18 protein-coding genes are annotated in these 23,453 nt (G+C 68.8%); 7 read left to right on the top strand and 11 right to left on the bottom strand.

What is annotated here, in order from left to right:
* The first annotated feature begins 248 nt into the window (after window positions 1-248).
* The 3 genes from OV287_RS05640 to OV287_RS05630 all read left to right on the top strand — a co-directional run bounded on the left by OV287_RS05640 (window position 249) and on the right by OV287_RS05630 (window position 3,966).
* Window positions 249-1,565, top strand: a complete 1,317-nt coding sequence (locus tag OV287_RS05640; protein WP_267532948.1) for a glycosyltransferase — start codon at window positions 249-251, stop codon at window positions 1,563-1,565.
* Between the two features lie 284 nt (window positions 1,566-1,849).
* The gene (locus OV287_RS05635; RefSeq protein ID WP_267532947.1) at window positions 1,850-3,190 is read left to right on the top strand and encodes an NfeD family protein; all 1,341 of its coding nucleotides are present in this window, start codon (window positions 1,850-1,852) and stop codon (window positions 3,188-3,190) included.
* Window positions 3,187-3,966: a slipin family protein gene (locus tag OV287_RS05630; protein WP_267532946.1), complete on the top strand. Its 780-nt coding sequence runs from the start codon at window positions 3,187-3,189 to the stop codon at window positions 3,964-3,966. Before OV287_RS05635 ends, OV287_RS05630 begins: the two co-directional genes overlap by 4 nt.
* Before the next feature lie 86 nt (window positions 3,967-4,052).
* Here OV287_RS05630 and OV287_RS05625 read toward each other — a convergent pair whose 3' ends face one another.
* On the bottom strand, window positions 4,053-4,550 hold the full coding sequence (locus OV287_RS05625) for a DUF2721 domain-containing protein (protein ID WP_267532945.1): 498 nt from the start codon (window positions 4,548-4,550) through the stop codon (window positions 4,053-4,055).
* Window positions 4,551-4,689: 139 nt separating this feature from the next.
* On the opposite strand from OV287_RS05625, the gene OV287_RS05620 reads away from it, so the two are divergent.
* A complete protein-coding gene (locus tag OV287_RS05620) occupies window positions 4,690-5,208 on the top strand; it encodes a helix-turn-helix domain-containing protein (protein ID WP_267532944.1) in 519 nt (172 codons plus the stop codon).
* Window positions 5,209-5,212: 4 nt separating this feature from the next.
* On the top strand, window positions 5,213-7,765 hold the full coding sequence (locus OV287_RS05615) for a VIT domain-containing protein (RefSeq protein WP_267532943.1): 2,553 nt from the start codon (window positions 5,213-5,215) through the stop codon (window positions 7,763-7,765).
* Between the two features lie 56 nt (window positions 7,766-7,821).
* Here OV287_RS05615 and OV287_RS05610 read toward each other — a convergent pair whose 3' ends face one another.
* Window positions 7,822-8,832 (bottom strand): NADP-dependent oxidoreductase, encoded by a 1,011-nt coding sequence (locus tag OV287_RS05610; protein ID WP_267532942.1) that lies wholly within the window; start codon window positions 8,830-8,832, stop codon window positions 7,822-7,824.
* Between the two features lie 50 nt (window positions 8,833-8,882).
* Here OV287_RS05610 and OV287_RS05605 point away from each other — a divergent pair, with 50 nt between their 5' ends.
* Together OV287_RS05605 and OV287_RS05600 are read left to right on the top strand one after the other, a co-directional pair.
* Window positions 8,883-9,584, top strand: coding sequence for a TetR/AcrR family transcriptional regulator (locus OV287_RS05605; protein ID WP_267532941.1), 702 nt, complete (start codon window positions 8,883-8,885; stop codon window positions 9,582-9,584).
* A gap of 158 nt (window positions 9,585-9,742) precedes the next feature.
* Entirely contained in the window at window positions 9,743-12,952 is a 3,210-nt protein-coding gene (locus tag OV287_RS05600; RefSeq protein WP_267532940.1) for a bifunctional cytochrome P450/NADPH--P450 reductase, read from the top strand.
* 4 nt (window positions 12,953-12,956) lie between these two features.
* On the opposite strand, the gene OV287_RS05595 is transcribed toward OV287_RS05600, so the two are convergent.
* The 9 genes from OV287_RS05595 to OV287_RS05555 all read right to left on the bottom strand — a co-directional run bounded on the left by OV287_RS05595 (window position 12,957) and on the right by OV287_RS05555 (window position 23,438).
* Window positions 12,957-14,393, bottom strand: coding sequence for a di-heme oxidoreductase family protein (locus tag OV287_RS05595; RefSeq protein WP_267532939.1), 1,437 nt, complete (start codon window positions 14,391-14,393; stop codon window positions 12,957-12,959).
* On the bottom strand, window positions 14,390-14,803 hold the full coding sequence (locus OV287_RS05590; RefSeq protein ID WP_267532938.1) for an RCC1-like domain-containing protein: 414 nt from the start codon (window positions 14,801-14,803) through the stop codon (window positions 14,390-14,392). Before OV287_RS05590 ends, OV287_RS05595 begins: the two co-directional genes overlap by 4 nt.
* Window positions 14,731-15,879 (bottom strand): RCC1 domain-containing protein, encoded by a 1,149-nt coding sequence (locus tag OV287_RS05585; RefSeq protein WP_267532937.1) that lies wholly within the window; start codon window positions 15,877-15,879, stop codon window positions 14,731-14,733. The genes OV287_RS05590 and OV287_RS05585 overlap by 73 nt, the downstream gene beginning before the upstream one ends.
* A 134-nt stretch (window positions 15,880-16,013) precedes the next feature.
* Window positions 16,014-16,316 carry a YkvA family protein gene (locus OV287_RS05580; protein WP_267532936.1) on the bottom strand — a complete coding sequence of 101 codons (303 nt, stop codon included), beginning with the start codon at window positions 16,314-16,316 and terminating at the stop codon, window positions 16,014-16,016.
* Window positions 16,317-16,412: 96 nt separating this feature from the next.
* Entirely contained in the window at window positions 16,413-17,996 is a 1,584-nt protein-coding gene (locus OV287_RS05575) for a hypothetical protein (protein WP_267532935.1), read from the bottom strand.
* Window positions 17,997-18,308: 312 nt separating this feature from the next.
* Window positions 18,309-21,077, bottom strand: a complete 2,769-nt coding sequence (gyrA, locus tag OV287_RS05570) for a DNA gyrase subunit A (RefSeq protein WP_267532934.1) — start codon at window positions 21,075-21,077, stop codon at window positions 18,309-18,311.
* Window positions 21,078-21,264: 187 nt separating this feature from the next.
* On the bottom strand, window positions 21,265-22,416 hold the full coding sequence (locus OV287_RS05565) for a hypothetical protein (RefSeq protein WP_267532933.1): 1,152 nt from the start codon (window positions 22,414-22,416) through the stop codon (window positions 21,265-21,267).
* 90 nt (window positions 22,417-22,506) lie between these two features.
* The gene (locus OV287_RS05560; RefSeq protein WP_267532932.1) at window positions 22,507-22,875 is read right to left on the bottom strand and encodes a hypothetical protein; all 369 of its coding nucleotides are present in this window, start codon (window positions 22,873-22,875) and stop codon (window positions 22,507-22,509) included.
* Window positions 22,872-23,438, bottom strand: a complete 567-nt coding sequence (locus OV287_RS05555) for a hypothetical protein (protein ID WP_267532931.1) — start codon at window positions 23,436-23,438, stop codon at window positions 22,872-22,874. The genes OV287_RS05560 and OV287_RS05555 overlap by 4 nt, the downstream gene beginning before the upstream one ends.
* Between the last annotated feature and the right edge of the window lie 15 nt (window positions 23,439-23,453).

Below are 23,453 nucleotides of genomic sequence, written 5' to 3'. Positions count from 1 at the left end.
CACTCCTATCGTGATGAGCAGGGCACGGCGCATGCGTCCTCCTGAAGGCATTCCCCTCCCACCGTAGGGAGCCCCTCTCCACGCCGCAACGCGCCCCCCTTCGCTCCGTCCTCCATCGGATGCACGCGCCCCAAGGAGCGCTCCCCCCATCGCCCCCCGCTCCGCCCGCCAGCCTGCTCCCTTCCGCCTCCCCTCGCCGCCATCGTCACCTTTCCTCGGTGCCGCATCCCTTGCGGCCTGGAGGTCCCATGCTCGACGTCGTCGACATTGGTGACAGGTCCCTCGATGCGTACCGCGGCGTCGCTCCCGATGAGCAGCTCGATGAGCTCGTCCGCGTCGCCCAACGTCTGCGCGGCGCCCGCATCCTCCACGTCAACGCCACCTCCTACGGCGGCGGCGTCTCGGAGATCCTCCGCGCCTGCGTCCCCCTCCTCAGGGACCTCGGTCTGGAGGCCGAGTGGAAGATCATCCGCGGCGACGACGCCTTCTTTCAGATCACCAAGCGTCTCCACAACGGACTGCAGGGCGCTCCCGGCGAGCTCTCCGAGACCGAGAAGGCCCTCTATCTCGGCAACGCCCAGCTCAACGCCCCCCACCTCGCCGAGGGCTACGACTTCGTCGTCGTCCACGACCCCCAGCCCGCCGCCATCGCCGGGCTCGTCCACCACCGCAGCTCCCGGTGGATCTGGCGCTGCCACATCGATACCTCCCACCCCAATCCCGCCATCTGGGAGTTCCTCACGCCCTACCTCGGCGCCTACGACGCCGCCGTCTTCACCCTCGAGAGCTTCATCCCCCCACGCTTCCCCATCCGCCGCGTCGCCATCCTCCCGCCTGCCATCGATCCCCTCAGCCCCAAGAACCTCACCCTCCCGAAGGAGCTCGCCCGCCACATCCTCGAGTGGATCGGCGTCCGCCTCAGCCGCCCCCTCGTCACCCAGGTCAGCCGCTTCGACAAGTGGAAGGACCCCCTCGGCGTCGTCGCCGCCTACCGGCTCGTGCGCCAACACATCCCCCACCTCCAGCTCGCCCTCGTCAGCTCCATGGCCCTCGACGACCCCGAGGCCTGGGACATCTACGAGAAGGTCCGCGCCGAGACCACCGACGACCACCTCATCCACGTCTTCACCAACCTCGTCGGCGTGGGCAACGTCGAGGTCAATGCCTTCCAGTCCCTCTCCGATGTCATCATCCAGAAGTCCCTGCGCGAGGGCTTCGGGCTCGTCGTCTCCGAGGCCCTCTGGAAGGGCACCCCCGTCGTCGCCGGGCGCGTCGGCGGCATCCCCATGCAGATTCCCCCCGGCATCGGCGGCATCCTCGTGGACAGCGTCGAGGAGTGCGCCGACGCCCTGCTCCACCTCCTGCGCCACCCGCAGACCGCTCGGACACTCGGCGCGAGCGGCCGCGAGCGCGTCCGCCAGCACTTCCTCATGCCTCGCCTCCTCCTCGATGAGCTCCTCCTGCTGGAGGCGCTCGCCGTAGAACGGGCCGCCTCGGCTCCCACCGCGTCTCTCCAGCTCGAAAACGAAGCGGAGAGCCGGCTCGCGGGCGACGTGGGGCACTGAGCAGGTCATCTGTGTAGTTCAGGAAACCCCAGCCGCCCTGGGACGTGCGCCGTTCGACGGATGCCCTCGGGGGCTGGGCGACACGGCGGGGCGCAGTAGATACGTGGTCCGGGCTGATTCACGGATTGGAGCACGGGGACGGATACCCTCACCCCGTCCCTCTCCCGGGGGGAGAGGGGTTGTTGGCGGGGGTTGTTGGCGGGGGTTGTTGGCGGGGGTTGGTGGTGAGGGTTGGTGGTGAGGGTTGGTGACTGGGTTTGATGGCAGAGGGAGTTGGAGGCGTGATGGGTGGGTTCGGGCGTTCGGTCTTCGGGGTGCTCGTGCTGGGCCTGTTGCTGCTCGGACAGGCAACCAGTCGTGCGGATTCTCCCGCCCCCGCCGTCGTCTCCCGCTGTGTCCTCGATGGCACCGTCGATGCCGGCTCCAGTGCCTTCCTCGTCGATTGTGTCCGCCGCGCCCAAGAGGCCGGTCATCAGGCACTCCTCATCCGGCTCGACACTCCCGGCGGAGAGCTCGAGTCCACCCGCAACATCGTCCGCGCCTTCCTCGGGGCCCGCATCCCCGTCCTCGTATGGGTCGGCCCCTCCGGCGCACGGGCCGGTAGTGCTGGCGTCTTCATCACCCTCGCCTCCCACCTCGCGGCCATGGCGCCCGGGACCAACATCGGCGCCGCTCACCCCGTTGTCGGTCTCTCCGGCCAGGACCCCGAGGAGGCCGGCGGCAAGGAGATGGCCCGCAAGATAGAGAACGACGCCGTCGCCTTCGTCGAGGCCATCGCCAAGCAACGCGGCCGCAACGTCGAGTGGGCCATCAGCGCCGTCCGCAACAGCGAGAGCGTCCCCGCCGAGAAGGCCCTCGCGCTCCACGTCATCGAACACGTCGCCCCCACGCAGGAGTCCTTCCTCGAGTGGGCCAATGGTCGCTCCGTCACCGTCGGCGACACGCCCGTCACGCTGCGCACCGCCAACGCCCAGGTGGTGGACCTGCGGCCCTCCTTCTCCCAGCGCTTCCTCCACGCCCTCGCCCAACCGGCCGTCGTCTACATCCTCTTCCTCATCGCCGGCCTCGGCATCGCCATCGAGCTCACCCACCCCGGTCTCTTCGCCCCTGGTGTTGTCGGTGTGGTGTGCCTCGTGCTCGCCCTGCTCGCCTCCTCCGCCTTGCCCGTGCGCACCGGTGCCATCGTCCTCCTGCTGCTCGGGGTTGCCCTGCTCGTCGCCGAGCTCTTCGTCACCAGTGGACTGCTCGGCACCGCTGGCCTGGGACTGCTCGTGCTCGGTGGCGTGTTCCTCGTGGACCGCTTCGATCCGGGTTGGTTCCTCGACAGCCCCTTGCAGGTTCCCCTGCGCACGATGTTGCCTACCGCCGTCTTCGTCGCCGGGGCTGCCGTCTACCTCGCCTTCCGCGCCGCAGAGACTCGACGCAAGCCCCAGCTCGCCGGTGATGCGGGCCTCGTCGGCGAAATGGGCCAGGTGCTCGACACCGTCTCACCCTCCGGCGGCGAGGTGTTCGTCCATGGCGAGCGCTGGGCCGCCCTCTCCTCTTCTCCCCTTCCCGCAGGCACCCGCGTGGTGGTGCGCCGCGTGGAGGGACTCACCCTGTTCGTCGATGAGGTGAAGTCATGAACGATTTCTTCGGAGCCCTCGGGCTGCTCGTCCCCCTGGGCTTCCTCGTGCTCGCCTTCCTCTCCGGCGTGCGCATCGTCAACGAGTACGAGAACGGCGTCGTCTTCCGGCTCGGCCGCTTCGTGGGCCTCAAGCGCGCCGGCTTCCGGTGGATCATCCCCTTCGTCGAGCGCATCGTCATCATCGACCTGCGCACCGTCGCCCGCGACGTGCCCCCGCAGGACGTCATCACCAAGGACAACGTCAGCGTGAAGGTGAACGCCGTCGTCTACTTCCGCGTCATCCACGCCGACAAGGCCGTGCTCCAGGTGGAGGACTACCTCTACGCCACCAGCCAGCTCGCACAGACCACCTTGCGCGCCATCCTCGGCCAGGTGGAGCTGGACCAGCTCCTCTCCGAGCGCGACCGCATCAACCGCGAAATCCAGAAGGTGCTCGATGCCCACACCGACCCCTGGGGCATCAAGGTCTCCAACGTGGAGGTGAAGCACATTGACCTGCCCGTGGAGATGCAGCGCGCCATCGCCCGCCAGGCCGAGGCCGAGCGCGAGCGCCGCGCCAAAATCATCGCCGCCGAGGGCGAGCACCAGGCCGCCGAGAAGCTCTCCCTCGCCGCCGAGGTGCTCAACCGCAACCCCATCACCCTTCAGCTCCGCTACCTGCAGACCCTCGTGGAGATCACCGGCGGTGGCAACCAGACCATCATCCCCATCCCCTTGGACCTGATACGAGCGCTCGGCATCCAGCTGAAGTCACCCGCTGACATCACCGGCTGAGGTCCCTCCGTGCCCGTCGTGTCGTGCCTCGCTCCGCCACCTCGGGAGGGCGGGCTCGCTGGCTGGCTTCGTGACGAGCCAGGTACTCACTTGTGCCGCTCGCCACCAGGCCCGGGCTGCACGACGATTCCGAACATCTCGCGCTTCTCCAGCTCGAGCGCATCGCGCCCCAGCCGCAGCGACGCCAGCGCGAACACCGCGAGGGCTCCCAGCAGCACCACACCCACCGAGAAGGACAACACCGGCAGCACGTCCGACACCCCGAAGCGCCGCTGCGACAGGTACAGCAGCGACGTCACCACGAACGAGATGAGCGCCCCGTAGGCCATCCCCAGCGCACGCGCCAGCAACAGGTGCCGCCGGTCCAGGATGGCCACTTCCAAGCGCAGCACCTCGCGTCGCGGGTTGTCCTCCGGCAGCGAGCGCCACTCCTTCAGCATGTCCCGCGTGCGCGCCGTCATCCGCGCGATCTGGTTGTCCAACCCCGTGGCCAGGATGCCGCACGCGGACACCATCACCGCCGGCGTCACCGCCGCTCCAATGACCCGGATGGAGGAGATGTCCATGCCGCCTGTCGCGTCCATACCCCCCTCTGTCACACCCGCTCCCAGCCTGCGCAAGCTCGGTCGCCTGCTCTCCTACATCCCGCCACTGTCTTCATGACAGTGACAATTCACCAGTGACAACTTGACACCACCACTGTCGAGTCTTACTGTCAGTCCCGTGAGCACGACGAACACACGCAAGGAGTGGAAGCTGACGGAGCTGGCGGAAGCGGCGGGCGTGTCCCCGCGCACCGTGCGCTACTACGTCCAGCGCGGGCTCCTGCCCGCTCCGCCCTTCAAGGGGCCGGACACCGTCTATGGTGAAGAGCACCTGGTGCGCCTCAAGGCCATCCGGGTCCTACAAGCGAGGTTCCTCCCGCTCGATGCCATCCAGGTGGAGCTCCTGCGGCTGAGCCCCGACGAGCTGAAGGCGCTCTCCGAGGCGGACCCCACCCAGGTTCCCCCCTCGGTAGCGGCCCCCGCTGCCGAACAGGCTGAACCGGCCCCCGCCTCGCCGTCCCCCGCCGGGCCGGTGAAGGCCGAGGCCCCTGCACCCTCCTCCGCTGGAGTGACAAGCTGGCAGCGGTGGGAGCTGGCGCTGGGGCTGGAGCTGCACCTCGCTGACACGGCGGACGCGAAGACCCGGGCGCTCGCAGAACGCGTGCGCGCCCTCATCCAGGAGTCCCAGGAAAGGTAGAGCCATGGAGATCGAGAAGGCAGGTCTGTACACGCAGAGCGGCGCTCAGGTTCCCCTTCAGGGCGTGGACGTCACCGGTGAACTACTCGGCGGTCACGCTCGGGTTCGCGTTCGCCAGCGCTACCGCAACACCGAGTCCAAGCCCATTGAGGCCGTCTACGTCTTCCCCCTCCCCTCCGACGCCACCCTCACCGCCTTCTCCATGGAGTGTGCTGGCCGCCGCGTTCAGGGCGTCCTCAAGGAGCGCGAGGAGGCCTTCCGCGCCTATGACGACGCGGTGACTGCCGGCCACGGCGCCGCCCTGCTCGACCAGGAGCGCCCCAACGTCTTCACCGCTCAGGTGGGCAACCTCCTGCCCAACGAGGAGACCCTCGTCGAGGTCGAGTTCCTCCAGGCCATCCAGGTGGAAGAAGGCTGTGTGCGCTGGGCCCTGCCTACCCTCGTCGCCCCCCGCTACATCCCCGGTACTCCCACCGGCGACCGCTCCGCTCATGGCGTGGCCAACCCTACCAACCGCGTTCCCGACGCGGACCGCATCACCCCGCCCGTGGGCGACGCTCGCTACGGCCTCACCCTGGAGCTGCTCGTCTCGCTCGGCCGTGAGGTGGTGGTGGAGAGCCCCTCTCACAAGCTGGACGTGTCGCGCGCCGAGAGCGGCACCCGCGTGAAGCTCTCCCAGCCCAACGTGGCGTTGGACCGCGACCTCATCCTCAGCATCCGCAGCCCGGACACCAGCACCCCGCTCACCACGCTCGTCACCCACCGCAAGGGCGAGGAGCCGGGCACCTTCGCCCTCACCGTTGTGCCTGACCTGCTGGGCATGGCCGCGGGCCCCAAGCGCCAGGAGGTGGTGTTCGTGGTGGACACCTCCGGCTCCATGGATGGCGAGAGCCTTCCCCAGGCCCAGGGCGCCCTCCGGCTGTGCCTGCGCCACCTGCGCGAGGGCGACCGCTTCAACATCATCGCCTTCGACAACTCCTTCCAGCTCTTCTCCAAGGAGCCGGCGACCTTCACCCAGAAGACGCTGGAGCAGGCGGACAAGTGGGTGGCCGCGCTGCGTGCCGACGGTGGCACCGAGCTGCTCCAGCCCATGCTGGCCGCGGTGCAGGCCGTGCCCGACGGCGTGGTGGTGCTGCTCACCGATGGCCAGGTGGGCAACGAGTCCGAAATCCTCAACGCGGTGATGGGGGCCCGCAAGACGGCCCGCATCTACTCCTTCGGCATCGGCACCAACGTCAGTGACGTGCTGCTCAAGGACATGGCCCGTCAGACGGGCGGTGCCGTGGAGTTCATCCACCCCGGCGAGCGCATCGACGACAAGGTGGTAGCTCAGTTCTCCCGCGCGCTCGCGCCTCGCGTCACTGGCGTGGAGGTGCGCTTCGAGGGCGTGGAGGCCTCGGACCTGGCCCCCGCCGAGCCCCCGCAGCTCGTGGACGGCACTCCGTGGAGCCTCTTCGGCCGCTACACCACGCCCGGCAGCGGCAAGGTGCTGCTCAAGGGCAAGTCCGGGGCGGAGACCTTCTCCCTCTCCATCCCCGTGAGCTTTCCCGCCCAGAGCGACCGCCCCGCGGTGGAGAAGTTGTGGGCCGCCGAGCGCATCCGCGCCTGGCAGGACGCGGCGCTGGTGGGCCGGCGTGCCCAGGCCCTCAAGGAGCGCATCGTCCAACTGGCGCTCGCGCACGGCATCGTCACGCCCTACACCTCCTTTGTCGTGGTGGAGGAGCGCACCGGTGAGCGCCGCGCCTCGAGCCAGCCCGAGACCCGCGTCGTCCCCGTCCACGCCCCCGCTGGCTGGGCCATGTTCGGCACCGCGAAGCAAGAGGAGGCAGAGGGCGGCGCCCCCGCCTCGGGCGGAATGCCGCGGCGCCGCATGGCGCTCCAGAAGGCGTCCATCGGGGGTGCCCCCGGGGGAGCACCGCCTCCGCCGCCCAGGGTCATGGCCGCCCGGCCCGCGCCTTCACCGGCCGCGTCGTTCGCACCGCCCGCTCCGGCTCCCGCCAGGGAGGCCGCGAAGAAGAAGGGTGGTTTCCTCGGTGGCCTGTTCAAGGACAAGGCTCCGGCGCCCGCGGATGCGGGGCCCGTCATGGACTCCATGAGCTACGAGGCGGAGGAGCTCGCCGAGTCGCGCGACATGCTGTCCAGGGCAGAGATGCCCATGGAGCCGGAGCCCGCCGCCGACGGTGGAGTGGGCCTGCTCGAGAAGCAGCTCGCCAGCGGCCTGTGGGCGGGCACGGGAACGGGCGACGAGCCCGTGCGTCAGGCCCGCGCCACCGCGCTCGCCCTGCTGGAGCTGCTGCGCCAGGGCATCACCAGCAGCCACGCCCTGCACGGCGCGCAGGTGAAGAAGGCCGTGGAGGCGCTGCTCGCGCTCATCCCGCAGCTCAGCGGCGCTCCCGAGGTGGCCGAGCTCGCCCTCGGTGTGGCCTGGCTCGTGGCCGCGGGTCCTCGCACCCGCGGGCGCATCGCCCAGGCCGCCCAGCCCATCGCTGGGCTCAGCGCTCGGTTGGAGAACGAGGTGGCCCTGCGCCAGCACGTCGACACGCTCGCGACGCGCTGAGCCGGGCCCCCGTCCCATAGCGCCGGGGCACCTTCTGTGTGCTCCGGCGCCCGCCGTTACTCCCCGGCCACCTTGAGCACGAGCTTGCCCGTGTTCTCGCCCTTGAAGAGCTTGAGCAGGGTGTCAGGGAACGTCTCCAGTCCCTCGACGATGTCCTCGCGAGACTTGAGCTTGCCCTCGGCCATCCAGCCAGCCATCTCACGCACGGCCTCGCCATAGCGCGCGGCGTAGTCGAACACCACCATGCCCGTCATGCTCGCGCGGTTGACGAGCAGCGACAGGTAGTTGGACGGGCCCTTCACCGGAGTCGTGTTGTTGTACTGGGAGATGGCCCCGCAGATGACGATGCGTGCACCGCGCGAAATCTGGGTGAGCGCCGCATCGAGGATGTCGCCGCCGACGTTGTCGAAGTAGACGTCGATGCCGTTGGGGCAGTGCGTGCGCAGCGCCTTCCTGACGTCCTCGGACTTGTAGTCGATGGCGGCGTCGAAGCCGAGCTCCTCGACGATGTACCGGCACTTGTCGGCACCACCCGCGATGCCCACGACGCGGCAGCCCTTGAGCTTCGCGATCTGCCCCACCACCGTGCCCACTGCACCGGCCGCGCCCGAGACAAGCACGGTGTTGCCCGGCTGCGGCTTGCCGATATCGAGCAGCCCGAAATAGGCCGTCAGGCCGGTGATGCCGAGCACGCCGAGGTAGACAGGCAGCGGAGCGGCGCGCGTGTCCACCTTGGTGACGCCCTTGCCATTGGAGAGGGCGTACTCCTGCACGCCGAAGATGCCAGAGACCTGGTCCCCCACCGCGAACCCGGGGTGCTTGCTGGCGATGACCCGGCCCACGGCCGCGGCGCGCATCACCTCACCGATGCCCACGGGCGGGATATAGGACTTGCCCTCGTTCATCCAGCCGCGCATGGCCGGGTCCAACGAGAGGTAGAGCACCTTGACCAGCAGCTCTCCCTCGCCCGGCTCACGCACGGGCTCTTCGGTGTAGGACCAGTCTTCACGCTTGGGCAGACCAACGGGACGGGCGGCGAGGCGGAACTGATGATTGGTGGCGGTCATGAGGCCCGTAATAACTGGCCAGTGGACCCCCGAGCCAGCACGATGAAGCCGTGAGCACTCGTCACCTCGCAGGGAGCGGCCGAGCGGAGATATTGGCCGCGGCCACCAGGGAGTTCGCGGACCGCGGCTATGCAGGAGCAACCACAGCGGGCATCGCCCGGCTGGCCGGCGTCACGCAGCCCCTGGTGCACCACCACTTCGGCTCCAAGCAGGGCCTCTGGAAGGCCGTGACCGAGGCGCTCATCCAGGAGTTCCACGAGGCGATGTCCCGGGCCAAGGGAGAGGTGGAGGGGGCGGACCGCGTCACCCGTCTGGCGCACCTGCTGCGTGCCTCCGTGCTCTTCAATGGCAGCCACCCGGAGTTCTCCCGGATCATCCGCAACGAGAGCAGCGCGGGGGGAGAGGCCTTCGAGGCCCTCTTCGCGATGTTGCGCCCAGGGCCGCTGTCCTTCTTCCAGCGCGAGCTCTCCGCCGCGGTAGAGGACGGGACGGTCCAGTCCATCGATTCGCGGCACGCCTACTTCGCCATCATCGGCGCGACCAACCAGCCCTTCGCCGAGCCCGAGACAGCCCGGCGCATCTGGGGGCTGGATGTGAAGGACGAGCGCTTCATCTCGCAGTACGCGGACCTCGTGGTGAGCATGGTGCTGCGGGGACTGCTCGCCGCCCCGGCGTCCCCGCCTCCGCCCCGGAATGCGCCTGCTCGGAAGAAGCGCCCGGCCGCCCGGAAGCCCCGCCGCGGGCAGGACTGACACCCCACCTTGAATACACAGGACTGCCCGGCAGCACATACAGCTGCCAGGCACCCACACGCACGACGGGGCACGCCGGGTTGACGGGCCACGGGACGGGGCTTATAGCTCTATAAGGCTTATAGACCTATAAGTCCCCTGAGACAGGAGCATCCCGAATGCGCGCCACCCCGGCCCGAGCGTCCATCCCGCAGCCCCGCACGCGTCCCCTGGTGGGCAACATCCCCGACGTCGCGTCGGAGACGCCCATCCAGTCGATGATGCGGCTGAGCCGGGAGTACGGCCCCCTCTTCCGGCTGTCCTTCCCAGGCAGGTCCATGCTCGTCCTCGGCTCCCACGCCCTGGTGAACGAGGTGTGCGACGAGAAGCGCTTCGACAAGCTCGTCATCACCGCGCTGGAGAACATCCGCGAGTTCGCCGGGGACGGGCTCTTCACCGCGCACACCCATGAGCCCAACTGGGAGCGCGCGCACCGCATCCTGCTCCCGGCCTTCGGTCCCCAGGCGATGCGGGGCTACTTCGACCTCATGCTCGATATCGCCGAGCAGCTGGTGGAGAAGTGGGCGCGGCTCGGGCCCGATGCGGAGCTCGACGTGCCCGACAACATGACGCGGCTGACGCTCGACACCATCGCGCTCTGCGGGTTCGGGTACCGATTCAACAGCTTCTACCAGCGGGAGATGCACCCCTTCGTGGACGCCATGGTGCGCAGCCTCGCCGAGGCGGGCGAGCGGACCCGGCGACTGCCCCTGCAAACGCGGTTGATGCTGATGACCCGGCAGCAGTACCAGCGCGACATCGCGTACATGCACGAGGTCGTGGATCAGGTCATCCAAGAGCGGCGCCGCTCCGGGGATGCCGCCACGCGCAAGGATCTGCTCAGCCTCATGCTCCAGGGCGTGGATTCCGTGAGTGGCCAGGGGCTCGACGACCTCAACATCCGCTATCAGGTGGTGACCTTCCTCATCGCCGGCCACGAGACGACGAGCGGGCTGCTGTCCTTCGCCCTCTACCTGCTCCTCAAGCACCCCGACGTGCTCGCGCGTGCCACCGCCGAGGTGGACCGAGTGCTCGGCAGGGATGTATCGCAGCGCCCCACCTTCGAGCAGATGCACCAGCTCACCTATCTGGACCAGGTGCTCCGTGAGTCCTTGCGCCTCTGGCCCACGGCGCCGGCCTTCGCCCTCCAGTCGCGCGAGGACACGCTCCTGGGCGGCACGTGGCCAGTGCGCAAGGGCGAGCCGCTCATGATTCTCACGCCAATGCTGCACCGCGACCCGGAGGTGTGGCCGGAGCCAGAGCGCTTCGACCCGGACCGGTTCACCCCGGAGGCCGTCGCAGCCCGTCCACCCAATGCGTGGAAGCCCTTCGGAAACGGACAGCGCGCGTGCATCGGCCGCCAGTTCGCCATGCAGGAGGCGACGCTGGTGCTCGCCATGCTGCTGCAGCGCTTCCAGCTCATCGACCACACCCGGTACCAGCTCCGCATCAAGGAGACGCTGACACTCAAGCCGGAGGACTTCCGGATCCGCGTGCGCGCGCGGGGTGACGAGCAGGACAAGACGGTGGTGGCCCTGCGGCCGGCGCCCAAGGCGGCCCCGACAAAGCCGACCTGGACGTCTGGCCCCGTGGCGCGGCACGGCACGCCCCTGCTCGTGCTGTACGGCTCGAACATGGGCTCGTCGGAGGCCTTCGCGCGGCGCATCGCGAGTGACGCCGAGCTGCAGGGCTACGCGTCCACTGTCGCGACGATGGATGCCTACAGCGGGCGCCTGCCTCGCGAAGGGGCGGTGGTCATCGTGAGCGCTTCGTACAACGGCCATCCCCCGGACAACGCGAAGGCCTTCTGCCACTGGCTGGAGGAGCTCTCCCCGGGAGCACTCACGGGCGTGCGCTATACCGTGTTCGGCTGCGGCAACCGGGACTGGGCCGCGACCTGGCAGTCCGTGCCGAAGCGCGTGGACGAGCTCCTGGCCGCCGCCGGCGCCCAGCGGCTGCTCGACCGCGGCGAGGCGGATGCACGCGGCGACTTCTTCGGCGACTTCGATGGCTGGTACGAGAGCGTGTGGCCCAGGCTCGGCGAGGCCTTCGGCGTGACGGCCTCGGAAGCGAGCCAGGGGCCTCGCTACGAGGTGGAGCGGCTCGAGCAGGTGGCGGACCCGCTGGAGGCCGCCCACGGAGTGGTGCCGGTGAAGGTGGTAGCCAACCGCGAGCTCGTAGACATGACGTCACCGTTCGGCCGCTCGAAGCGCCACCTGGAGGTGCGGTTGCCCGAGGGCATGTCCTACCGGACGGGAGACCACCTCGCGGTGCTTCCGGAGAACGCGCCCGAGCAAGTGGAGCGGGTGGCCCGGCGCTTCGGTCTGAAGCCAGAAGAGACGGTCCTCATCCGGCGCACCCGGGAGGAGCAGAGCACCCTCCCGCTCGACAGGCCCGTGACGGTGCGCTCGCTGCTTGGGCACTACGTCGAGCTGTCGGCGCCCGCCACGCGGCGCGACCTCCTGCTCCTGGCGAAGTACACCGCGTGCCCGCCCGAGAAGAAGCGGCTGCTCGCGCTCGCGGGCGAAGGAGACTCGGAGCAGGAGCTGTACCGCACGCAGGTGCTCGACAAGCGTGTGAGCGTGTTGGACCTGCTCGAGGAGTTCCCCGCCTGTGAGCTGCCCTTCGGTGTGTTCCTCGAGCTGCTGCCCCCGATGAAGCCGCGCCGCTACTCCATCTCCTCCTCTCCGCTCGATGCGCCGGAGCGGTGCGCGCTCACGGTCGCCGTCATCGATGCGCCGGCCTGGTCGGGGCGTGGCCGCTACCGGGGAGCGTGCTCCAGCCACCTCGCCCGCGTCGAGCCGGGCTCGCGGCTGCTGGCCACGCTTCGCGAGCCGCACTCCCCCTTCCGTCCTCCCGAGGACCCCAGCGCTCCCCTGGTGATGATTGGCGCCGGGACCGGGCTCGCGCCCTTCCGCGGGTTCATCCAGGAGCGGGCACGGCTCGCGGAGCGGGGCACACCGCTCGGCAAGGCCCTGCTGTTCTTCGGGTGCGATCATCCCGACGTGGACTTCCTCTACCGCGAGGAGCTCGAGGCCTGGCAGGCCCAAGGCGTGGTGGAGGTGTTCCCCGCCTTCTTCCGGCAGGAACGCGACGGGGTGACGTTCGTGCAGCACCGGCTCTGGGAGGAGCGGGCACGAGTGGGTGCGCTGCTCGACACGGGGGCACGCCTGTATGTCTGCGGCGATGGGAGATACATGGCCCCCGCCGTGCGCGAGACGGTGGCCCGCATCCACCAGGAGCGGGCCGGGTGCACCGGCGATCAGGCAGCGGACTGGCTGCGGGAGATGGAACAGCAGCAGCGCTACCTGGCCGACGTCTTCGCCTGAGTGGCTACAGCGACTCCAGGAAGGTGAGGAGAGCCTCGCGCTCTTCCTTCGAGAGCTGCCGCACCGCCTCGCGTGAGGCCTCGGCCTCGCCACCGTGCCAGAGGATGGCCTCCATCAACGAGCGCGCCCGCCCATCGTGCAGCAAGCGCGTGTGCCCGTTGACGGTGGCCGTCAGGCCGATGCCCCACAACGGCGCCGTACGCCACTCACGTCCCGAGGCCTCGAAGTCCGGCCGCCCGTCCGCGAGTTCCTCGCCCAGGTCGTGCAGCAGCAAGTCCGTGTAGGGCCGGAGGGTTTGCCCCGCGAGCTCCGGGTAGCCCTCCAGCGTCCCCGTGGTGAGCGTGGGCCGGTGGCAGCCCGCGCACCCCACGCGATGGAAGATGGCCTTGCCCTGCAGCACCCGTGGCGCATCCACATCCCGCCGAGCAGGAACCGCCGCCACGTGCGTATAGAAGGTGAGCGCCGCCAGCCGGTGGGACTCCACTTCCGGGGCTCCACCCGAGGGCGCGTCCCCGCAGGCCTGCTCCGCCAAGGTGCAGGGCTGCTCGGAGAAGAGGGGCGTGGTGAGTCCCATGTCCCCGAGGAAGGCCCCCGCGTTCTGCTGCTCCAGGTCCGGCTGATTGGCCTTCCAGCCGAAGCGTCCCAGCACCTGCTTGCCCTGGCGCACGCTCCAGACGCGATTGGGCCTGCCGGAGATGCCGTCTCCATTCGCATCGTCCGGGTCCGCCCACTCCAGCACCTTCTCCTCGGGCACCGCCGCCAACAGGCCGAGCCCGTGCAGCGGCTGGGCAAGCCGTGGTGAGAGCATCGTGTCCGGGTGGAACGGGCCGTGGGCCGGTGCCTCCAGCACGTACTCCGGCACTTGGAGGGTGAAGGTCTCTCCATCCGCGAAGGTGCTCGTCCGCGACGTGTGACGCACCACCACCTGTGCCTCGGCTGGCACACCTGGAATGCCCTTCGGCTGGAGCTGGTCTCCATAGGTGGGCTCCGGGAGCGGGCCTCCATTCGACGCCGTGCCCGGGATGCTCAGGCGCACCAGCAGCGCCTCACCCGTGGAGCCGGGCTCGTCCGGCGGCGCGGCTCGTCCGTTGGCCGGGTGGCACGAGATGCAGGCCACCGCATGGAAGAGAGGCCCCAGTCCGTCCCGGTCCGCCCGGCTACTGGAGGCCGGTGCTGGCACCCAATCAATCTCGAAGACGCCCCGCCCCGAGACAAACCCCGAGCGCCGCTCCAGGGTCAGCGCGGGCAGCGCCTGAGCGAAGGCCTGTGCGCCCGAGTGAGTGACAGTCCCTGCCTCACCGCCCGACAGCACCTCACCAGGCTCCACCACGTCCCAGCGGACCGGGGGCTCCTCGGTCGGAGGAGACGGAGGCTCCTCGCGGCACGCCACCGCCAGCAGGGCAAGGGCCGCCGCCAGCGTCCAGCCGTGGCGCGTCCTCATGGCAGCTTCACCGTCACGGGCTCGGGGAAGCTCCAGTCGTTCTGCAGCTCGTAGTTGCCGAGCGAGCCGTTGCTGTTCCAACCCCACCCGAAGAGCTGGCCATCCCGGCGCAGCCCCAGCGCGAACGTGGAGCCCGCGGCGACGTCCCGCAGCTCCGACAGTCCCAGCACCGCCGTGTCCGCGAGCGGATGGACCGGATGCTCCTTGCCACTCAGCCCATTGCCGAGCTGCCCGTTGAAGCTCTGGCCGAACCCCCACAGCGTGCCATCCTCCTTCAGCGCGAGGCTGAAGTTGGAGTTGGCGACAACGGCCACCACGTCCGTCAGGCCCACCACCTTCACCGGCGCGTGCACCTCGGTGCCTGTACCGCTCTCGCCATTGCCCACCTGGCCGCTGACATTGAGGCCCATGCGGACACCGTGCCGTCCGAGTGGAGCGCCAGCACATGGTCGCGCCCACTGGCGATATCCACCACACCGGAGAGGCCCGGCACCTTCGCCGGCTCGGAGTGCGCATCCGAGTCCTCGGTGCCCTGGCCCAGATTGCCGAAGTTGTTATTGCCCCACACCCACACCGAGCCGTCCCGCGTGAGGGCCACCGACTGCTGCGAGCCGCCCGCCAGCTTCACCACGTCCGTCAGCCCGCGCACCGGCATCGGATGGTCCCGATCCGTGGTGGTGCCGTCACCAAGCTGCCCGTTGTTGTTCTTCCCGAAGGACACCACCGTGCCGTCGGCCTTCAACACGAGCGCATGGCTGAAGCCGAGCGCGCCGGACACCGCGTCCGTCAGACCAGGCACCTGCGTGGGCCGGTTGCGAGCCTGGGTATCCGGAGTACGCGTCTCCCCCTCCACCGGAGGACTTCCCAGCCCGAGCTGCCCGCTGGCGTTGGCCCCCCACGTCCACACCGTGCCGTCCTCGCGCACCGCGAGCGAGCTGTTGCTGTTGATGGCGATGGAGGCCACCCGCGACAGGTCCGCCACCACCACGGGCGTGGAGCGCGCCGTGGTGTCCCCCTGCCCGAGCTGGCCCTGGGTGTTCTGCCCCCACGTGTAGAGCCGCCCGCCGCGCACCGCTCCGCCATGCAGGCCACCCGCCGCCACCAGGTTGCCGAAGTAGAAGGACACGGAGGTCTCGGCCATGTGGCCTACGGAGTCCTCCGCGCGCACCACCACGGTGTTGGTGCCAGGCCGGGGCTTCAACTCCAGCACGAAGGCCCGCCCGCCCTCCGCTTCCGCGGACTCGAGCACCTGCGGCTCTCCGTCGTTGAGCCTCCAGGTGAGCCGCTCCACCCCGGTGTCATCGCTCGCCGAGCCCTCCAGCCGCAGTCCCTGGTAGGTGCCCAGGCGCCGCGCCTCGTACGTCGAGGCGAGCGACACGGCCGGCGGTGTCAGGTCCGGAGGGGTGTTCGTATCAGGCGGCGGCTTGCCACCACACCCCCACAGCAACACGGTGCCGAGCAGGGCGTAAGGCGAACGTCGGTACATGGCTCTCCCTTCACCGGAGGAGCTCTCCGGCGGAAAGTCATGCCGCTAACGCATTCCCTGGGAGGAGGACAAGCCGCTCGCACTGACGGTGAGACCCTCACCCCGACCCTCTCCCAAAGGGAGAGGGAGTACGGTCAGCGCTCGCGCAGCGGAGGAGCGCCCGTCCGGCCATCCTCCACCGGCTGCGGCCACGCCGACGTCTCTCCCTCCGGCTGGTAGCGCTGCACCTCGCGCACCATGAAGAGGGCCGCCGCCGACAGCACGCCTACGTCGTCCAGCCAGCCCAGGATGGGGATGAAGTCCGGCAGCGCGTCCACGGGCGCGATGAAATAGACGACAGCCAGCAACCCCGAGAGCCGCCGCCACAGCGGTACGCGCGGGTCTCGCACGTAGCGGAAGAACCGGGTCCCCATTGCTCGAAGGCCTGCGACGTTCATGTCCTCTCCTACGAATAGAGGCCCATCTCCATTGCGACCCCTCCACCGTAGGCGCCCGGCTGCTCGTGGGGCAAGCCACCTCGCTCCCGAGTGTCCTCAGTCCTCGTCATCGCACTTGTCCTTACCGGGCTTGTCCTTGCCGGGCTTGTCCTTCTTGCCAGCCTGCGCCCCGGGCGGCGCCGGCGCCTCGCAGTGGTCATCGGGGTCCGGGTGCTTGTCGAAGGGCGGGCGCCGCTCGAGGAAGGCCTCCAGCAGCTGCTGCCGGTACGGAAGGAAGGTGCCCACCAGTGGCTCCGAGAGCCCGAAGCGCGGGCCATCCGGCCCCTCGTCCATCGTGCGCTCGCTCACGTGCACGAAGGTGAAGTTCGTTGTCTTGTCGGGCCAGGTGAGCCCGCCTCCGAGGTCCACCTTCGTGCTCAGCTGGTGGCAGCCCGCGCACGTGAGCGTCTGCGCCCGCGCGACGATGTTCGCCACCGTGAGCGGGCTGCCCGCCAGGTGGAGCCGCTCCTGGAGCTTCGTGCGCAGCGGACTCGGGCCGTTGCCCATCTGGTGGGCGTAGAGGTTCTCCGTGCCGCTCGAATTGCTCTGCCCGCTGTTGAAGCGATCATCGATGTCCATGGTGTAGAGCAGCAGATCATTGCCCGACAGCGACCCTATCTGGGACGCGAACACCTCCGAGAACTCCTCCTTCAGCGGGTGGTCCTGCTTCGCGCTGAAGAGCACGCCGGCCGGGTTCGACTTCACCGTGTCTGGCTCGAAGCGCATCACGCACGTGTTCCCCGTGCAGCGCTTGCGCAGACGGAACTCGCGCAGCGTCCAGCTATTGTGCATGAACTGGTTGGTACGCACCTGGCCGGTGCCATGCTCCGTGGCGTTGCCGAAGTGGTCGATGTGGAGGACCGGCGGGAACTTCCCCACGCCCTCGAAGTAGAAGCGATGCAGCGCCTCGGCGCGTGCCGCAGCGTCCGGCTCCTGGGAGAGCTCCGCCCAGAAGCGCGCCACCTTGCGGCACCCATCGAGTCCCTTCTTCGGACGCGGGTTGGGCAGCACGCCCTCGAAGGCGAGCAGGTTGCGATTGCTCGAATCGGTGATGCCGGAGCGGCGCGCGAAGACGATGCGGTACTCCCCGCAGTCACTCCCATCCTCCGCCGCCAGGTCGAAGCGGTTGAAGAGTCCGATGGGCACGTACGCCCCGGGATTCGTGGCGGGCTCGGCGAAGGGGTTCTCCAGCGCCTGACGCCACTCTTCGCGTGGACACATGTAGGCGAAGCCCTTGAACGCCGGCTTTCCGTCCGGCTGCCGCTCGTCATCGCAATGCGGGCCCCCCAGCCTCAACCCTGGCCCCTTCCGCTGGGAGTCCCACCACTCCTGGTAGAGCTGCAGCCCCGTGAGTCCCGGAATGCCGCTCTGCTCCGCGAGCCGGTTCATCACCTCCTCGAAGCTGAAGCGCGCCAGGATGACCTCGTCCGTCACCGCCAACGAGCGCCGTGGATCCACGACGAAGTCCGCCTTCGGCTTCGCCAGCGTCTGGAGCCCGCCCGCGGGCAGCAGACCGATGCCTCGGCGCTCCGGGTGCCGCGACACTTGCGGTGTGGTGGGAACAGCTGGCTGCTCCACGGACGCACTACAGGCCGTGAGGGCCGTGGCTCCAGCCAGGGCCAGGAGTAAGAAAGAACGCATTGAACCCCCCTCCGCAGGCCGCCTGTCGCAACGGACGCGAAGGCGCGCCTGCCTCCAGAACTTAATGACACGGGCAAGGCGGGGTTGACCGTCCGGCCCCAGACAGCCCGCGGGCGATTCGGGACGGGTTGTGTGTGGGGCTTTACGTCTGCCACGTCCCGCAGGGCCGCGGTGCTCTGAAAATGCGAAGAGGGCCGGAGGAGGGAAATCCCTCACCCCAGCCCTCTCCCAGTGGGAGAGGGGGCTTTACACGGGCTCAACTCGAGGCCCGTTGCACCCTCACCCCGTCCCTCTCCCGGTGGGAGAGGGGTGTCAGCTCTGCTCCGGCTCCGGCTCTGAGTCCGAGGACTCCGACGGCTCCTCGGCGGCCTCGGTGACAGCTCCGGCCTCCGACGGCTCCTCCGACGCGGCGGCCTCCACAGGCGTCGTGGTCTCTCCTCCGTTCTCCGACTCCTCGTCGGACTCCGGCAGCTTCGAGATGCCCGTCACCTTCTCCTCCGCGCTCTCCAGCGCGATCAGCCGCACGCCCTGCGTGTTGCGGCCGATGACGGAGATCTCCTTCGCCTTCATCCGGATGAGCATCCCGCCGTTCGTCACCAACATCACCTCGTCCTTGTCCGTCACCTGGACCAGGCCCACCACCTTGCCGTTCCGCTCGGTGGTCTTGATGTCGATGATGCCCTTGCCGCCTCGGCCCTGCTGACGGTACTCGCTCTCCTCCGTCCGCTTGCCGTAGCCGTTCTCCGTCACCGTCAGGATGGTGGTGTCCTTCTCCACCACGTCCGCCCCCACCACCTCGTCCCCGTCCTCCAGCGTGATTCCCTTCACGCCGTACGCCTGACGGCCCATCGAGCGCACCTCTTCCTCCGGGAAGCGGATGCTCATGCCCGTCGCCGTCGACAGCAGGATGTCCTTCGTCCCATCGGTGATCTTCACCGCGACGAGCTCATCCCCCTCGTCAATGCCCAGCGCGATGATGCCGCTGACACGCACGTTGGCGAACGCCGACAGGTCCGTGCGCTTCACCACGCCCCGCTTCGTCACGAAGAACACGAACTGGTTCTCCGCGAACTCCCGCGTCACCAGCACCTGCGCCAGCCGCTCACCCTCACCGAACTGCACCAGGTTCACGATGGCCTTGCCGCGCGACGTGCGGCCCGCCGACGGAATCTCGTGCACCTTCAGCGAGTACAACCGGCCCTTGTTGGTAATCGGCATCAGGTAGGCGTGCGTGCTCGCCACGAACAGGTCGGTGACGAAATCGTCTTCCTTCGTCGTCGCCCCCGTCTTGCCGCGCCCACCTCGCTTCTGCGCCCGGTACTCGCTCAGCGGCGAGCGCTTCACGTAGCCCGTGTGCGACAGCGTGACCACCATCGTCTCCTCGGCGATGAGGTCCTCGCTCGTAATCTCATCCACCGCGCCGGTGATCTCCGTGCGCCGCTTGTCTCCGTAGCGCTCGCGGATCTCCTTGAGCTCCGTCTTGATGACATTGAGCAGGCTCGACTCGTTGGCCAGGATGTCCTCCAGCCGCAGAATCTCGCGGATGAGGTCCACCAACTCGCGGAACAGCTCCTCGCGCTGCAGGCCGGTGAGCCGCTGCAGGCGCATCTCGAGGATGTTCTTCGCCTGCTCCTCGCTGAAGCCCGCGCCCTCGTACTTGTGCTCCAGGCCCGAGTAGCTCGGCACCTCGGCACGCGCGCGCGAGACGAGCAGCTCCATCTGCGCCTTGGCCTTCTCGTAGTCGATGCGCTGCAGGTTCTTGAAGCGCTCGTGCGCGTAGAGGGCCGGCGACAGGATGTTCATCAGGCCCCAGCGCGCCTCGTCCGGGTCCTTCGAGGCGCGGATCAGGCTCACCACCAGGTCGATGAGGTCCTGCGCGACCAGCAAGCCCTCGACGATGTGGCGGCGGGCGCGCGCCTTGCGCAGCTCGAAGCGGCTGCGGCGCGTCACCACGTCGCGGCGGTGCGAGATGAAGCGCTCGAGCAGCTCCTTGAGGGTGAGCGTGCGCGGCTGGCCCGCGTCGATGGCCAGCATCACCGCCCCGAAGGTGGTCTCCAGCGGGGTGTTGGCGAACAGGTTGTTGAGCACCACCGCCGACATCGCATCGCGCTTGAGCTCGATGACGATGCGCATGCCCTGCCGGTCGCTCTCGTCGCGGATGTCGCTGATGCCCTCCAGCTTCTTCTCGCGCACCAGGTCGGCGATCTTCTCGATGAGCCGCGCCTTGTTCACCTGGTAGGGAATCTCCGTGACGATGATGCTCTCACGGTCACCCTTCTTGGAGGTCTCGATCTCCGTGCGGGCGCGCAGGGTGAGCTGTCCGCGGCCCGTCTCGTAGGCGCGGACGATGCCCTCGCGGCCGGAGATGAAACCGGCGGTGGGGAAGTCCGGACCGGGGATGAACTGCATCAGCTCCCGGACGGTGGTCTCGGGATGGTCGATGAGGTGCAGCGTCCCGTCGAGCACCTCGGTCATGTTGTGCGGCGGGATGTTGGTGGTCATACCCACCGCGATGCCCGTGCTGCCGTTGACCAGGAGGTTGGGGAACTTGGTGGGGAGGACGAGCGGCTCGACGGTGGAGTCGTCGTAGTTGGGACCGAAGTCGACGGTCTCCTTGTCGATGTCCGCCAGCATCTCCTCGGCCAGGCGGTCCATGCGCACTTCGGTGTAACGCATGGCGGCCGGGGAATCGCCGTCCACCGAGCCGAAGTTGCCCTGGCCGTCCACCAGCAGGTAGCGGAGGCTCCACTCCTGGGCCAGACGCACCATGGCGTCATAGACGGCGGTGTCGCCGTGGGGGTGGTACTTACCGATGACGTCACCCACCACGCGCGCGGACTTCTTGTAGGCGCGGTTGTGGTAGTTGCCCAGGTCGTTCATCGCGTAGAGGACGCGGCGATGCACGGGCTTGAGGCCGTCACGCACGTCGGGCAGTGCGCGCCCGATGATGACGGACATCGAGTAGTCGAGATACGAGCGGCGCATCTCGTCTTCGATGTTGACGGGGATGAGTTCTCCCACGCTGCCCGGAGGCGGAGGAGCGGGGGGCGTTGCCGGCTTGTCGGTGGTGTCGTCGGCCATGAAATCTGGAGGTCTCGAGGGGGGCCCGCACGAGGGGGCCCATCTGGGTAACGTGGTTACCTAACCCCCGGATTTTCCTGCGTCAACAAGGGAAACACGGGGGTGGTGGGGGGTAGCCAGAAAGGCGGTCCGGAGCCTGCCCGGCCGGGGGGTTTCGGACACCCTTCCGGGCGTCGGATTTCTTCTTTCAACCCATGAGCCCGCGGGCTTGTTGCACCAGGTTCACCAGCCGCGAGGAATCCTTCCAGCCACGCAGGCTCTGGGTGCCAATGCCGTGCCGCTGGATGAGCTCCCGGAGGACTCCGCGGACCCGCTCGCCGTCCGCCCCGCTCCGGCCCTCATCCGCCCTCCAGGCCTGCTCCTCCAGCCGCGCCCAGCGTGCGGGCGTCCAATGTTCTTCGTCGGGAATATCCGGCCGCTGGGCATCCCACAGCTCGTAGGCCACCTCGATCAGCCCCGCCCGGGCCTCCTCGATGGCGTCCGAGGCGAGGAGCCGGACACGCGGCACGTACTCGCGCTCGAAGAGCCACCAGAGCACGGGGGCATACTCGTGCGGCTCGGGCACGAGGGGGGCCAGCCGCACCTGGACGAGCTGGCGCATCCGGGCCCAGGCTTCTTGGTGCCAGTACTCGGCATGCAGCAGGCGTTCGGGGCCGGTGCGCGGCGGGTAGAGCGGCGCCCGGGTGGCCTGCTTGCGGAGCTCGGCCACCATGAGCCCCTTCGCGTCCACCCCGGACAGCCGGCCCCAGAGCGAGGCCAGCGCTGCCTCGCCCCTCGGCCACCACAGGTGAAGCTCCTCTCGCTGTGCCTGGGTGAAGGGGATGCGGCCGGTGAGCAGCATCGGGTGGGCGAAGAGCGGTTCCAGGAACTCCCCGAAGGCGGCGGCCTCCCGGAGCGCGGGCAGCGAGTCCGGGAGCAGCTCCAGCGCGGTGCTCGCGCGCAGGTGGGGAGGCACCTCGCGCGGGATGGTGATGAGCCAGTCCTCCAGGGCACTCATCAGGCTGCCCAGGGGCTCATGGGCACTGCGTCCGAGCTTGCGCGCCACGTCCCGGACGAGCTGCTCATGGAGCGAGTGCACCTCGTACAGGCAGCGGACGGTCGGGTTGCTGGTAGGCCAGGCCTCGGCCTGGGCGCGGCGCAGGGCGGGGGCGAGCATCTCGTCCAATGCGCCCTGGTGGGCCGTCACCTCACGCAGCAGGGGCAATTCCTGCCGCAGCCGTTGCTGCCAGCGGGAGTCAGCGAGCACCAGCACCAGGCGGTAGTAGCGCTCCCGAGCGGGCTCCAACAGCTCCGCCCTGCCTTCCAGGCGCAATCGGTATTCGTCGAGCGGCGCTCCCATGGTGCCCCGCAGTATACCCCCCGCGAGGCCTTGGCCAGGGGCCGCTGGGAATCAGGACGAAACCGGCGTTATGCGGTCCAATCCAAGTGCTCAGGGGGCTCGTGCCCGAGTCAGGGAGTCGTACTCCGCGCAGCGCTCCAGGAACTTCAGGATGGCCGCCCGATGGTCTCCCCCTGACTCTTCCAGATACAGCCCGGCCCACCCCTTGCCTGACGGGAACTCATTCCGGACGTCTCGGAGCCAGGCGCCAAACTCCTGGTACCGCGAGTCCTCGACTCCACCGCAGTACAGGTGGAACCGCACGCCGTGCACGAATGCCGCCAACGCCCATACGTCCAGCCGGCCGAAGAACATCTCCGGCATCACTCCACCCAGCACCTGTTCCCGGATGAAGAGCAGGACGTCCAGGGTCGAAACGAACCGACCCTTCCACTCCTCGGGGGGACGAATCGCGCTCATGGAATCACCGTGTACTGAAGCGTCCCCAGGTACGTCATGGCTGCCTGATACTCGGCCCAGGCCATTCCCGCCGAGCCCGTAAAGGCATCGAAGATTCTTCCATCATTGCGCACGGCCACATGGAAGTTGTTGTCCGAAACCAGCTGCCTGCCCCTCCACGACAGCATGTCTCCACCCGTGCTCGAGATGCGGATGAGTTGGGGACTCTGGCCCAACTGCCTGAATCCCTCGGCGATCGCCTTGGCCGCAGACTGGCAAGCGTTGGGAGCGCGGCTTGCCGTATCGAAAGCCTTTTGAAGTGCCGTGAACCATCCCGGCAACTGCGACGCCCCCGTGGCCAGCAAGTAGTAATCGCCGGCTGCCGCAACCTCTCCGCGCAGCATCAGCGCGAGCGTATGCATCCGAACGGAATCGGGAACTCCGCCTGACAAGTCGGTGAAGCGGATCGGATGGCCCAAGGCCTGGACTGGCGTCGGATGACCGACGACCCCAGAGGCGTCCGCGTGCTGGATGGGGGCGAGCAGCAACGCGACACACATCAGGCTCTGAAGAATCCAGGCCATGCACACCTCCAAGGC

Source organism: Archangium lansingense, from assembly GCF_026626635.1.
Classification (GTDB): domain Bacteria; phylum Myxococcota; class Myxococcia; order Myxococcales; family Myxococcaceae; genus Archangium; species Archangium lansingense.
The sequence above is the reverse complement of the archived record's forward strand: the minus strand, read 5'-3'. Positions and strand labels throughout refer to the sequence as shown.

Bases quoted from the DNA above. Each gene is read 5' to 3' on its own strand.
- OV287_RS05640 (WP_267532948.1), top strand. From the start codon at position 249: ATGCTCGACGTCGTCGACATTGGTGACAGGTCCCTCGATGCGTACCGC.
- OV287_RS05635 (WP_267532947.1), top strand. From the start codon at position 1,850: ATGGGTGGGTTCGGGCGTTCGGTCTTCGGGGTGCTCGTGCTGGGCCTG.
- OV287_RS05630 (WP_267532946.1), top strand. From the start codon at position 3,187: ATGAACGATTTCTTCGGAGCCCTCGGGCTGCTCGTCCCCCTGGGCTTC.
- OV287_RS05625 (WP_267532945.1), bottom strand. From the start codon at position 4,550: ATGGACGCGACAGGCGGCATGGACATCTCCTCCATCCGGGTCATTGGA.
- OV287_RS05615 (WP_267532943.1), top strand. From the start codon at position 5,213: ATGGAGATCGAGAAGGCAGGTCTGTACACGCAGAGCGGCGCTCAGGTT.
- OV287_RS05610 (WP_267532942.1), bottom strand. From the start codon at position 8,832: ATGACCGCCACCAATCATCAGTTCCGCCTCGCCGCCCGTCCCGTTGGT.
- OV287_RS05600 (WP_267532940.1), top strand. From the start codon at position 9,743: ATGCGCGCCACCCCGGCCCGAGCGTCCATCCCGCAGCCCCGCACGCGT.
- OV287_RS05595 (WP_267532939.1), bottom strand. From the start codon at position 14,393: ATGAGGACGCGCCACGGCTGGACGCTGGCGGCGGCCCTTGCCCTGCTG.
- OV287_RS05590 (WP_267532938.1), bottom strand. From the start codon at position 14,803: ATGGGCCTCAATGTCAGCGGCCAGGTGGGCAATGGCGAGAGCGGTACA.
- OV287_RS05585 (WP_267532937.1), bottom strand. From the start codon at position 15,879: ATGTACCGACGTTCGCCTTACGCCCTGCTCGGCACCGTGTTGCTGTGG.
- OV287_RS05580 (WP_267532936.1), bottom strand. From the start codon at position 16,316: ATGAACGTCGCAGGCCTTCGAGCAATGGGGACCCGGTTCTTCCGCTAC.
- OV287_RS05575 (WP_267532935.1), bottom strand. From the start codon at position 17,996: ATGCGTTCTTTCTTACTCCTGGCCCTGGCTGGAGCCACGGCCCTCACG.
- gyrA (WP_267532934.1), bottom strand. From the start codon at position 21,077: ATGGCCGACGACACCACCGACAAGCCGGCAACGCCCCCCGCTCCTCCG.
- OV287_RS05565 (WP_267532933.1), bottom strand. From the start codon at position 22,416: ATGGGAGCGCCGCTCGACGAATACCGATTGCGCCTGGAAGGCAGGGCG.
- OV287_RS05560 (WP_267532932.1), bottom strand. From the start codon at position 22,875: ATGAGCGCGATTCGTCCCCCCGAGGAGTGGAAGGGTCGGTTCGTTTCG.
- OV287_RS05555 (WP_267532931.1), bottom strand. From the start codon at position 23,438: ATGGCCTGGATTCTTCAGAGCCTGATGTGTGTCGCGTTGCTGCTCGCC.